Below are 12229 nucleotides of genomic sequence, written 5' to 3'. Positions count from 1 at the left end.
TCACGGCTGCACCCAGATTCCCGCGCCCACCGCAACTCCCCTGTAGGAGCGAGGCTTGCCCGCGAAAGCGGTGTATCAGCCAGCATCGTTTTTGCCTGAGTTACCGCTATCGCGAGCAAGCTTTGCTCCTACAAGGGATTTGTATTTAGTCAAAACGCATACGGAATGCTGATCTTCGCCCACAGCATCTCGCCTTCGGGGCGGTTCTCGACGTCGAACTCCTTGGCCCAGCGAATCTCGGCGCTGGCGTATTTGAGGAACGTCAGGTGCAGCGCCGGGCCGATGGCGAACACCTGGCCGCGCACGCCGTCGTTGACGTCTTCGCCGTTGAACTGCACGGTGCGGCCGAATTGTTTGTCGTCGGTGGTTTGCTTGAGGTAGTAGCCGTTAATCCCGAGCATCACATCGTCGGTAATTTTGTAGCTGGCGGAATAATCGAAGTGGAAAATCTGCCCCGACTTGTAGTCAGTGTCCTTGTTTTTCTCATTGAAGCTGTACGTTGTCTTCATCGAGACTTCGGTGTTTTCCGTCGGCAGCCAGGTGAAGGAAAACAACGGCTTGTAGGTATAGAAATTGTTGCTGGTGTTGGCCAGGCGATCGGTGCTGTATTCGCCCGTGGGCACGGTGATTTCCACGGCGGCGCCAAGGGTCAGGTTCTTGCCCATGTCCCAGAGAATGATCGGTGCAATGGTGGTGTCGCCCATGCCTTCGCGGGTGTCCTGTAAACCGAACACCGAGACTTCTTGTTTGAGCCAGGGTTGCGCGATGTAGCCGGCCAGCCGTCCGCCGAAAATGCGCAATGGACTTAAATAATCCAGGCGCGGGATCACGGCAGTGGATTCAATTTCGACATTCGGCACTTTGCCACCGAGGGAGCTGATATGGAATTTGGTGGCTTTGTAATGGTTGTAGTAGACGTTGAACGCCACCATGTTGTCCGGGAGGCTGTCGACCTCCAGCGGCAGCATGAAGAAACCATCGGTGCCGGTGCCGATGTTGTCCACGCCGGCCTCTGTGGCCAGCGCTGGCAAGTGAATGGCGAACACGCCGGCCAGGCTGACGGCCAGTCGCATGCAGAATGTCGTGCGGGTCGGGTTCATGGGTGTACTCATTATTATTGTTAGGGACGCACCGTCGGCCGCGCGAGGGCCGTTGCATAGAAATAAGCTGTCCAGACGTTGGCGGGCAGGGTATTGGCGGCCACTTAGGGGGACTTCTGCGGACAGCCGTTGAACCCTGTGCTAAGTTCTTTTGACATAACCGGTAACAAAAATAAGAATCCAGCTCGATCCGGGATGTCCTGCCCCATGCAAATGAAAGTCGTCGATCCTACCTACGAACTGGCGCTGGTTTCGCCATTCCTGCTGCAAACCCTGGCCGAGGTCGCCGAGCTTAAAGGGGTCAATCCCGAGAGTCTTTGTCGAGGTCTGGGCTTTACCCTGGAAGATCTCCAGGACCCGGCGCAGCGCATTTCCTACCGCCAGGCTGTGGCGATGATCCAGCGCGCGCTCAAGGTCTTGCCCAATCGCGGGCTCGGCTTGTGGGTCGGCGCGCAGAACGTGCTGGGCACCCTGGGGTTGCTTGGGCATGTGCTCTCACTGTGCAAGACATTGCGTGATGCGTTCGAACTGGGCATCCGCCATCAGCACACCTCCGGCGGTATCGTGGTGTCGAGCGTGGAAGAGGCGGGGGATCGGGTGTTTGTCGACATCGAATGCCGGCTACCGTTTGCGGATGTGCAGTTGTTTGCGGTGGAGGAGTTTTTCGCCAGCCTGTTGGTGTATGGCCGGGCGTTGGTCGGGGCCGATTTCAAGCCAATGGCGGTGGAATTCGTCCACGCCGCGCCGGATTACGTTGCCGAATACACGCGTTTGCTAGGGCCGGACGTGCGCTTCGGCTGCCTGCAAAACCGCATGGTGATCGCCGCGCATTGGCTGGATGTGCGCTTGCCTAATCACCACTCGCTGGCGTTGCGTCAGGCGGTGAAGCTGCTGGAGCTGGAAGCTGCGCAGGTTCACCAGAAAATCGACCTGATTCAAGCCGTGGAGCGGGCGATTGCCCGGGACCTGACCCGTGGCAGCCACATCGAAAAAATCGCCGGCGACTTGAACATGAGCAGCCGCACTTTGCGCCGGCGCCTGACCGAACATGCCCTGACCTTCGAAACCTTGCTGGAACAGGTGCGCCAGGCGCGGACCCTGAGCCTGCTGGCCAACCCCGAAATGTCGATCGAACGGATCACCGAAGAAGTCGGCTACAGCGATGTGCGCAGCTTTCGCCGGGCATTCAAGCGCTGGACCGGGATGAGCCCGACGGCGTTTCGTATCAGCTCATAGATCAAACACCACCAAAACCTCTGTGGGAGCGGGCTTGCTCGCGAAAGCGGTGTGTCATCCAATATTAATTGCGACTGACACACCGCCTTCGCGAGCAAGCCCGCTCCCACAGGGGGGGTGTTCGGCCTTTCGTTACCGCTCAAACCCCCGCAACGGTTAAACTCCGCGCTTCTTTCCTAAGGAGTTCATATGAGTTACTACCAGCCGGGCATTCTCGCCACCCCCGTTCCGCCTCAAGCCCGTCATATGTTCTTCGCCCTCGAATCCGCCGCTGCACTGCCGGCTGCGCTCGACAAATTGATGCAACTGGTGGATGGCCAGTCGGCGGTGGTCGGTTTCGGTGAATCCCTGGTGAAGGCCCTGCATGGTCAGATCGAAGGCCTGCGCGCATTCCCGGCGATGACTGGCGTGGGCGTCGATAACCCATCGACCCAACACGCGCTGTGGTGCTGGTTGCATGGCGTCGATCGCGGTGAACTGCTCAACCGCAGCACCGCCATCGAAGCCGCGCTGGCCCCGGCGTTTCGCCTGGTGCAGATGAACGAAACCTTCCGCCACCTCACCGGCCACGACCTGACCGGCTACGAAGACGGCACCGAGAACCCTCACGACGAAGCCGCCGTGGCCGCCGCGCTGGTAGGCGAGGGCGCTGATGGCACAGTCGGTGGCAGCTTCGCCGCGATCCAGCAATGGCAGCATGATCTGAAAGGCTTCAACGCCATGCCGTCCCATGAGAAAGACAACATCATGGGCCGTCGTTTGAGCGACAACGAAGAACTCGACGACGCGCCGATCTCCGCCCACGTCAAGCGCACCGCCCAGGAAAGCTTCGCCCCCGAAGCCTTCGTGGTACGCCGCTCGATGCCGTGGATCGAAGGTGATCGCGCCGGCCTGATGTTCCTCGCGTTCGGCTTCTCCCTCGACGCGTTCGAAGCGCAGTTGCGGCGCATGAGCGGTCTGGAAGACGGTATCACTGACGGTTTGTATCGCATGAGCCGGCCGATTACCGGCGGCTATTACTGGTGCCCGCCACTGAAGGACGGTCACCTGGACCTGCGCGCATTGCGCATTGGCTAAACCTATCAAGGAGTGAGTATGAACGTGGTGCGCTGGGGCATGATCGGTTGCGGTGATGTCACCGAACGCAAGAGCGGGCCGGCCTTCTACAAGGCACCGGGCTCGGCGCTGGTGGCGGTGATGGGGCGACGACTGGAGGCGGTGACCGACTATGCCGCGCGCCACGGCATCGCCCGGTTCTACACCGATGCCGAAGCGCTGATCAACGACCCTGAAGTGGACGCGGTGTACATCGCCACGCCACCCGACAGTCACCACGCTTACGCCCTGTTGGTGGCCGCCGCCGGCAAACATTGCTGCGTCGAAAAACCGATGTCGCTGAATGCCGGGCAAAGCCGTGAGATGCAAAAGGCTTTCGCCGATGCCGGGCTGCACCTGTTCGTTTCTTACTACCGACGTTCGCTGCCGCGCTTCCAGCAAGTGCGGCAATGGTTGGTGGAAGGGCGGATCGGCGACGTCCGGCACCTGACCTGGACCCTTACCAAGGCGCCTTCACCGGCGGACCTGGGTGGCACCGATAACTGGCGCACCGACCCGGCGATTGCTGGTGGCGGTTATTTTGCCGACCTGGCCAGCCATGGCTTTGATCTGTTCCAATACCTGCTGGGTGACGTCGTCGAAGTGGCCGGTTTCACCGCACGACAAGCCGGGTTGTACGCCGCCGAAGATGCCGTCACCGCCAGTTGGCGCTTTGCTTCGGGCGCCACGGGCATGGGCTGCTGGAACTTCGTGGCGGACCGGCGTGAGGACCGGGTCGAGGTAATTGGCAGCAAAGGGCGGATCAGCTTTTCGGTGTTCGATGAGCATCCTGTGGTGCTGGAAGCCGAAGAAACTCTCAGCCTGCGCATCGACCATCACGAGCATATCCAGTGGCACCATGTACTGGGGATGAACGCGCATATCCGCGGTGAAGCGCAGCATCCGGCGATGGCTGTGGAAGCGGTCAAGACCGATTGGGTGATGGACCAGATCCTCAGGCGCACCTGACAAAGAAAGATCAAAAGATCGCAGCCTTCGGCAGCTCCTACAGGGGATCGCATACCCCTGCAGGAGCTGCCGAAGGCTGCGATCTTTTGATTTTGTCGTTGGCAATCTGGCGACGAATCTAACCTTATGCTTAAACAATATTTCTCAACCCCCGCATCACCTCTCTAAGATCACGTCATAACTCGTTATAACAAGTGATCTCAGATGACCGATAACGTTCTATCTCTCAGCAGCGTTCCTCTGCACACCCAACTCCGTGACGTGTTGCGTGCCCGCATCCTCGATGGTGAATACCCACAAGACAGCCAGATGCCCTCCGAAAGCGAACTCGGCGCGCTGTTCAAAGTCAGCCGCATCACCGTGCGCCAGGCCCTGGGGGATCTGCAAAAAGAAGGGCTGATCTTCAAGATCCACGGCAAAGGCACCTTCGTCGCCAAGCCGAAAACCTTCCAGAACGTCAGCACCCTGCAAGGCCTGGCCGAGTCCATGACTGGTCGTGGCTACGAGGTGATCAACCGCCTGCGCAGCTTCAAATTCATCGCCGCTGACAAACTGGTTGCCGAGCGTTTGCAGGTCGCCGAAGGCGAAACCGTGGCGCAGATCAAACGGGTGCGACTGATCAACCGTGAGCCAATCTCCCTGGAAATCACCTACCTGCCCAAAGCCATCGGCGAGCGGCTGGAGAAGGCTGATTTGGTGACTCGCGACATCTTTCTGATCCTCGAAAACGACTGTGGCCTGGCCCTCGGCCACGCCGATCTGGCCATCGACGCGGTGCTGGCTGACAGCGACCTGACCCAGGCGCTGAACGTTGAACCCGGCTCGCCGATCATGCGCATCGAGCGCCTGACCCACGATGCCACTGGCACTCCCGTGGACTTCGAACACCTTTACTACCGCGGCGATGCCTTCCAGTACCGCTTGCGGATCGACCGGCAAAAAGGGGCGCAGGCATGAGCAGAAATACCCTTGAACAGGAATACGACATCGTCGTGATCGGCGGCGGCACTGCCGGGCCGATGGCGGCGATCAAGGCCAAGGAACGCAACCGCGATCTGCGCGTGTTGTTGATCGACAAGGCCAACGTCAAGCGCAGCGGCGCGATCAGCATGGGCATGGATGGCCTGAACAACGCGATCATTCCCGGCCACTCAACGCCGGAGCAGTACACCAAGGAAATCACCATCGCCAATGACGGCATCGTCAATCAGGCAGCGGTGTACGCCTACGCGAGCCACAGTTTTGAAACCATCGAGCAACTCGACCGCTGGGGTGTGAAGTTCGAGAAGGATGAAACCGGCGACTACGCGGTGAAAAAGGTCCACCACATGGGCGCCTACGTGCTGCCGATGCCGGAAGGACACGACATCAAGAAAGTCCTGTATCGCCAGTTGAAGCGGGCGCGGGTCAGCATCACCAATCGCGTGGTTTGCACACGCTTGCTGACGGACGAAGAGGGCGCGGTCAACGGCCTGATGGGCTTCGACTGCCGCACCGCCGACTTCCATGTGATCAAGGCCAAAGCGGTGATCCTCGCCTGTGGCGCCGCCGGACGCTTGGGTCTGCCGTCCTCGGGTTACCTGATGGGCACCTACGAAAACCCGACCAACGCGGGCGACGGTTATGCGATGGCGTATCACGCAGGGGCCGAACTGGCGAACCTCGAATGCTTCCAGATCAACCCGTTGATCAAGGATTACAACGGCCCGGCCTGCGCCTATGTGACCGGCCCGCTGGGTGGCTACACCGCCAACAACAAGGGCGAACGCTTTATCGAGTGCGACTACTGGAGCGGCCAGATGATGTGGGAGTTCCACCAGGAGCTCGAAAGCGGCAACGGCCCGGTGTTCCTCAAACTCGATCACCTGGCCGAAGAAACCATCCAGAACATCGAAGAGATCCTGCACAGCAACGAACGCCCGAGTCGTGGCCAGTTCCACGCCAATCGCGGCACGGATTACCGCACGCAGATGGTCGAAATGCACATTTCCGAGATTGGATTTTGCAGCGGGCATTCGGCGTCGGGGGTGTGGGTCAACGAGCGGGCCGAGACTTCAGTGAAGGGTTTGTACTCCGCGGGCGACATGGCCGCAGTACCGCACAACTACATGCTTGGCGCGTTCACGTATGGCTGGTTTGCCGGCACCAACGCAGCGGATTTTGTCGCCGAGCGGGAGTTTTCAACGGTGGATGCCCAGCAGATCGAAACCGAAAAGGCTCGGGTCTACGCGCCACTGGATCGCGAACACGGTCTGCCGCCAGCCCAGGTCGAATACAAGCTGCGGCGCTTCGTGAACGACTATCTGCAACCGCCGAAAGTAACCAAGAAGATGCAAATCGGCCTGCAACGCTTCAGCGATATCCAGCGCGACCTCGATCAGATCAAGGCCTACAACCCCCATGAACTGATGCGGGCGATGGAAGTCAGCATGATCCGCGACTGCGCCGAAATGGCCGCCCGTGCTTCGTTGTTCCGCGCCGAAAGTCGCTGGGGGCTTTATCACTACCGGGTCGATCACCCGCAACGCAACGACAGCGACTGGTTCTGCCATTGCCACCTGAAGAAGGGCGACGACGGCCAGATGACCAGTTTCAAGAAAGCCGTCGAGCCTTACATCATCCCGCTCGATGCCGAAGAAATGCAGGCCTACGACCGGCTGCGGGTCGGCGCGTTTGCAGCCTGAGCCTGATCCCAAAAAAAGAGACCGAAAAATGGCCTATCAACCCCAGGAAATCTTCTTCCGCTCCAACGCACCGGTCACGGTCGACGAGGACCTTTGCATCGCCCACAAAGGCTGCACCGTGTGTGTCGACGTCTGCCCGATGGACCTGCTGGCAATCAACCCGGCCACACAAAAGGCCTACATGGCGTTTGATGAATGCTGGTACTGCATGCCCTGTGAAAAGGACTGCCCGACCGGGGCTGTAAAGGTCGAAATCCCGTATCTGTTGCGCTGAAACACCGTCCCAATGTGGGAGCGGGCTTGCTCGCGAAGAGGCCGGCACAGCTTGCATCTTTATTGACAGATAGGACGCCTTCGCGAGCAAGCCCGCTCCCACAGTGGATCGAGGCCAGCCGCAAATTTTGTGTACACCCGGCAACCTGTGGGAGCGAGCCTGCTCGAGAAGAGGCCGGCCCAGACAACAAAAAAGCCATCCGGCAACCACCGGACGCCAGATCCAAAACACCCCTCGTTTCCCACCACGCCCTGATCGTGGCGGAGACGAACATCCAATAAATGATTCGAGGGGATTCACCATGTTCTTGCGCGCAACACTGGCCGGTCTGGTACTGGCCTCATTCACCTTGTCGGCCTCGGCCGAAACCATCCGCATTGCCATCGGCACCCAGGACACCACCATCAACTGCGCCGCCGGCGGTCTGTTGATCCGTGAACTCGGCCTGCTGGACAAATACCTGCCCCACGACGGCCAATACAAAGACGCCAAATATGACGTGGAGTGGAAAAACTTCACCAGCGGCGCGCCCCTGACCAACGAGATGGTCGCCGGCAAACTCGACTTCGGTGCCATGGCCGATTTCCCCGGAGCGTTCAACGGAGTGGCGTTCGAAACCGCCGGCAAGCACAGCCTGTTCATCAGCGTGCTCTCGGGCAGTATCAAGGGCAGCGGCAACGGCATCGTGGTGCCGAGCGCGTCGGGCGTGCAGTCGTTGGCGGAGCTCAAAGGCAAGACCATTTCCGTGCCGTTCGCGTCCACCGCTCACGGCATGTTGCTACGCGCCGTGGCCGCTCAAGGTTGGGACCCGCTGAAAGACGTGAACATCATCGCCCAACCGCCGGAAGTCGCCGGCTCGGCGTTGCAGGCCGGGAAGATCGATGCGCATGCCGACTTCGTGCCGTTCGCTGAGCTGTTCCCGAGCCGTGGTTTCGCCCGCAAGATTTACGACGGCGCCCAAGCCAATGCACCGACCTTCCATGGTGCGTTGGTGGATCAGGCTTACGCGAAGAAGTACCCGGAAATCGTCGTGGCTTACCTGCGGGCGAGCATCGAAGCCAATCAACTGTTGGCCGCAGAACCGGAAAAATACAGCGAGTTGATCGCCAAAGTCACCGGCGTTGATGCCGAGGTCAATTACCTGTTCCACGGTCCGTTGGGCGTGCAAACCCGCGACCTGAGCTGGAAGCCGGAATACCGCCAGGCTGTCGGCACCGCCATCGATACCCTCAAGTTGTTGAAGAAGGCTGATCGTGGCCTCGACCTCAACACCTTCATCGACGACCAATACATCCGCGCCGCGTTCAAAGCCTCGAACCTGGATTACACCGCGCAACTGGCTGACTACGCGCAGACACCGCTCAAGGCTGTGGATGCGGTGAGTGGCAAAGCCATCACCGATGTCAGCCATGTGGCGGAAATCTGGGTGCGCGGCGAGCCAAAAGTCCGCCAGTACGCCTCGGCGGAAGCGGCGTTTACTGCGTTGGCCGGGTTGAAGGCGGAAGGCAAAAACATCCGTGCGGTGTATGCCCAGGCGAGTGACAGCGGCATCAAGTTGCTGGCGGATCAGGCGTGGTTTGCCAGTGATGCGAAAGGGCGGCTCAGTGCGTTCCTGTTGAAGGGCCAGGCCCAGCAGTTTGCTACGGCGCAAGGCGGCAAGGTGTTCGACTTTACCGACGCCACCACGCAGGCCGTTGCTGTTCGCTAAACCCCTGTGGGAGCGGGCTTGCTCGCGAAAGCGGTGGGTCAATCGACATCAATGTTGAATGTGCCGACGCCTTCGCGAGCCTGCTCGCGAAAGCGCCGGGTCAGTCACATCCATGCTGGATATGCCGACGCCTTCGCGAGCAGGCTCGCTCCCACAGGTTTCGGGTTGAGAGGAATTATTGTGTACGGATTATATTTGCGCTGGACCGCAAGAGCCGCCTCACTGCTGCTCTGCCTGCTGTTCTGGCAACTCGCCGCCAGCCACCACTGGAACCTCGCCCTGGTGACCTTCGCCAACGTCCCGACCCCACTGGCGGTGATCCAGGCCGCACTGGGCCTCGGCGACTCCGGCAAGCTCGCTCAGCACCTGAGCAGCAGTCTCAGTCGGGTCTTCGCCGGTTACCTCGCGGCGCTGATCGTCGGCATCGCTTTGGGCCTGGCCATCGGCCGTTCGAAATGGGCTGAAGACTTGCTGTTGCCGCCTCTGGAAGTCCTGCGACCCATCCCGGCGGTGGCGTGGATTCCTTTGGCCATCCTGATGTTCCCGTCCTCGGAACTGTCGATGGTCTTCATCACCTTCACCGGCGCGCTGTTCCCGATCCTGCTCAACACCATCCACGGTGTCGAAGGCGTCGACCCACGCCTGATCGCCTCCGCCCGAAGCCTCGGCGCAGGACGCCGGGCGATTCTGCTGGAAGTCATCCTGCCCGGCGCCGCGCCGAGCATCATCACTGGCCTCGCCATCGGCATGGGCACGTCGTGGTTCTGCCTGGTGACTGCGGAAATGATCTCCGGCCAGTACGGCATCGGCTATTACACCTGGGAGTCCTACACCATCCAGAACTACGCCGACATCGTCGTCGGCATGTTGCTGATCGGTGTCCTCGGGATGGGCAGCAGCCTGCTGATCAAACGCCTGGGCGGGCTATTCACGCCTTGGCATCGACCACGAGGAAAAGCCTGATGAGCGTTTTTCAACACCCGGAAGGGCACATCGATATTCGCGGTTTGTCGATTAGCCTGGGCGAGGGCAGCACCGCATTCGAAGCGGTTCAAGGCCTGGATTGCCAGATCGAACCGGGGCAGTTCGTGTGCATTCTCGGGCCGTCCGGCTGCGGAAAATCCACCTTGCTCGGCGCATTGGCCGGTCACCTGCAACCGCGTACAGGCACCTTGAACGTCGATGGCGCGCCGATCTCCGGCCCGTCACCGCAACGCGGCATGGTGTTCCAGCATCACACGCTGTTCCCCTGGCGAACCGTGCGGGACAACGTGGCGTTCGGCCTGAAAATGCGCGGCATCGGCAAAACCGAACGCCATAAGGCCGCCGACGAAATCCTCGCCCTGGTGGGCCTTGAAGGCTTCGCCGAGCGCTGGCCGGATCAGCTCTCCGGCGGCATGCAGCAACGGGTGGAAATCGCCCGGGTGCTGATCAATCGCCCACGCCTGTTGCTGATGGACGAACCCTTCGGCGCCCTCGACGCCCTGACCCGATTGAACATGCAGGAACTGCTGCTGGATATCTGGACGCGGATTCGCACCACCGTGGTGTTCGTCACCCATGACATCGACGAAGCGCTGTTCCTCGCCGATCGCCTGCTGGTGATGAGTTCGCGGCCCGGTCGAATCATCGAAGACCTGCGCCTGGATTTCCCTCGGCCGCGCACCACGGAATTGGTGACGAGCCACGAATTTTCACGCTTGAAGCGTCACTGCCTCGAGTTGCTGCGTCACGAGGACGGTCGGCAATTACCACGCCTGAACCCCCTCGGACTTCCCCTGGAAAACAAACTGCCGCGATTTGCCCTATGACCTCACTATTTGATGCAACCGAAAACGACGACATTCTGGCCCTGCAACCGCGCCTGACCGATGACGATCCGGGCGTGCGCCGTATCGCCCTGATCGAGCTGGCGGACCTTGAAGAGCCGGAGGGTTTGCTGTGGCTGGTCAATCGTCTGGCTGAAGACCCGACTGAAGAAGTCCGCGCCGAAGCCGCGCGACTGCTGGAGGCCTGGGAGGATGAGCCGGTGGTCGAGGCGTTGTGTCAGGCGCTGACCGATCCATCCTTGGCCGTGCAGGCTGCCGCCGCGCAAAGCCTCAGCCTGCTGAAAAGCGAGGCGGCGGGCCGGGTGATTCTGCCGTGGACCGCGCATGCCGATATCAGTGTGCGGGTTGCCGCGTTCAGGGCCTTGCGCGAGTTGCGTTTCCCCGATGCCGCCGCCGCTGCGTTGGTCGCGCTGAAGGATGAAGACGCCAGCGTTCGCCGCGAAGCGGTTGGCGTACTCGGCTGGCTCAAGCAACTTGATGCGTTGCCCGCGTTAGCCCGATTGGCCAGTGACGATCCGGACACCGAAGTCCGTCGCGCCGCCACTGGAGCACTCGGCCTGGCGTCCGACATTCAAGTGCTCCCGGCGCTGCGTCAGGCGTTACAGGATCAGGCTTGGCAAGTGCGCGAAGAAGCCGCCACCACGCTGGGCAAGGTCGGTCACATCGATGCCGGCCCGGCACTGGTCGAAGCCCTGAGCGACGATTACTGGCAAGTGCGCCTGCGTGCCACCCGCAGCCTCGGCCGCTTGCGCTATGCCCCGGCCCTGGAAGCACTGATCGAAACCCTCGGCCACCGTATCAGCAACCTGCGCAAGGAAGCGGCCCTGGCCCTCGGTGAATTGAACGATCGCCAAGCCATCGCCGCGTTGCAGGCCGCGCAAGACGACGGCGACCCGGAAGTGCGCAAAGCCGTGCGCATTGCCCTGAGTCAACTGCAATGAACCCGCTGGCGGTAGGTAATTCCCAGAGCAAGCAGCAACTGCGGCTGAACTGGCCGGATGGACGGGAGCAGTTGCTCGATCACGCCGAATTGCGTCGCCAATGCCCGTGCTCGCAATGCCGGGCGTTTCGGCTGCAAGGGCTGACGGTGAAGGTTGATTCGAGGATTCGGGTAGTTGAGTTGAATGCCCAAGGCTACGGCCTGCAACTGGTCTTCAGCGATGGCCATGAACGCGGCATTTATCCGTGGCCCTACCTCGCAGAATTGACCTGATCCCTGTCACCGGAACGCGGGATCTACGGACGACCCTATCTCACAGAAAACTGCCGAAACCCTGTAGGAGCGAGGCTTGCCCGCGAAGGCGGCGTACCTGACACACCGCCTTCGCGGGCAA

At 60.7% G+C, this 12229-nt stretch carries 12 protein-coding genes; 11 read left to right on the top strand and 1 reads right to left on the bottom strand.

From position 1 onward, the window contains the following. Window positions 1-149: 149 nt before the first annotated feature. Window positions 150-1100: a SphA family protein gene (locus ACWIKB_RS24530; protein WP_475269990.1), complete on the bottom strand. Its 951-nt coding sequence runs from the start codon at window positions 1098-1100 to the stop codon at window positions 150-152. Window positions 1101-1307: 207 nt separating this feature from the next. Between ACWIKB_RS24530 and ACWIKB_RS24525 the strand changes: the two genes are divergently transcribed. The 11 genes from ACWIKB_RS24525 to ACWIKB_RS24475 all read left to right on the top strand — a co-directional run bounded on the left by ACWIKB_RS24525 (window position 1308) and on the right by ACWIKB_RS24475 (window position 12108). Continuing rightward, window positions 1308-2336 (top strand): AraC family transcriptional regulator, encoded by a 1029-nt coding sequence (locus ACWIKB_RS24525; protein ID WP_475269988.1) that lies wholly within the window; start codon window positions 1308-1310, stop codon window positions 2334-2336. Between the two features lie 189 nt (window positions 2337-2525). Then, a complete protein-coding gene (locus ACWIKB_RS24520) occupies window positions 2526-3413 on the top strand; it encodes a Dyp-type peroxidase (RefSeq protein ID WP_475269986.1) in 888 nt (295 codons plus the stop codon). Between the two features lie 18 nt (window positions 3414-3431). Beyond that, window positions 3432-4400 (top strand): Gfo/Idh/MocA family protein, encoded by a 969-nt coding sequence (locus ACWIKB_RS24515; protein ID WP_475269984.1) that lies wholly within the window; start codon window positions 3432-3434, stop codon window positions 4398-4400. A gap of 204 nt (window positions 4401-4604) precedes the next feature. Further along, entirely contained in the window at window positions 4605-5357 is a 753-nt protein-coding gene (locus tag ACWIKB_RS24510; protein WP_475269982.1) for a GntR family transcriptional regulator, read from the top strand. Beyond that, window positions 5354-7084, top strand: a complete 1731-nt coding sequence (locus ACWIKB_RS24505) for a fumarate reductase/succinate dehydrogenase flavoprotein subunit (RefSeq protein WP_475269980.1) — start codon at window positions 5354-5356, stop codon at window positions 7082-7084. The genes ACWIKB_RS24510 and ACWIKB_RS24505 overlap by 4 nt, the downstream gene beginning before the upstream one ends. A 28-nt stretch (window positions 7085-7112) precedes the next feature. Then, a complete protein-coding gene (locus tag ACWIKB_RS24500) occupies window positions 7113-7358 on the top strand; it encodes a 4Fe-4S dicluster domain-containing protein (RefSeq protein WP_007946457.1) in 246 nt (81 codons plus the stop codon). Between the two features lie 301 nt (window positions 7359-7659). After that, window positions 7660-9066, top strand: a complete 1407-nt coding sequence (locus ACWIKB_RS24495) for an ABC transporter substrate-binding protein (RefSeq protein WP_475269977.1) — start codon at window positions 7660-7662, stop codon at window positions 9064-9066. A gap of 180 nt (window positions 9067-9246) precedes the next feature. Further along, the gene (locus ACWIKB_RS24490) at window positions 9247-10029 is read left to right on the top strand and encodes an ABC transporter permease (protein WP_475269975.1); all 783 of its coding nucleotides are present in this window, start codon (window positions 9247-9249) and stop codon (window positions 10027-10029) included. Then, window positions 10029-10877: an ABC transporter ATP-binding protein gene (locus tag ACWIKB_RS24485; RefSeq protein WP_475269973.1), complete on the top strand. Its 849-nt coding sequence runs from the start codon at window positions 10029-10031 to the stop codon at window positions 10875-10877. Before ACWIKB_RS24490 ends, ACWIKB_RS24485 begins: the two co-directional genes overlap by 1 nt. Then, entirely contained in the window at window positions 10874-11836 is a 963-nt protein-coding gene (locus tag ACWIKB_RS24480) for a HEAT repeat domain-containing protein (RefSeq protein WP_475269971.1), read from the top strand. Before ACWIKB_RS24485 ends, ACWIKB_RS24480 begins: the two co-directional genes overlap by 4 nt. Next, window positions 11833-12108: a DUF971 domain-containing protein gene (locus tag ACWIKB_RS24475; protein WP_475269969.1), complete on the top strand. Its 276-nt coding sequence runs from the start codon at window positions 11833-11835 to the stop codon at window positions 12106-12108. The genes ACWIKB_RS24480 and ACWIKB_RS24475 overlap by 4 nt, the downstream gene beginning before the upstream one ends. The last annotated feature ends 121 nt before the right edge of the window (window positions 12109-12229 follow it).

It is taken from the genome of Pseudomonas sp. 5Vm1k, assembly GCF_056161485.1.
Note: the sequence above shows the minus strand (reverse complement) of the source record. Positions and strands in the feature narration are given on the sequence as shown.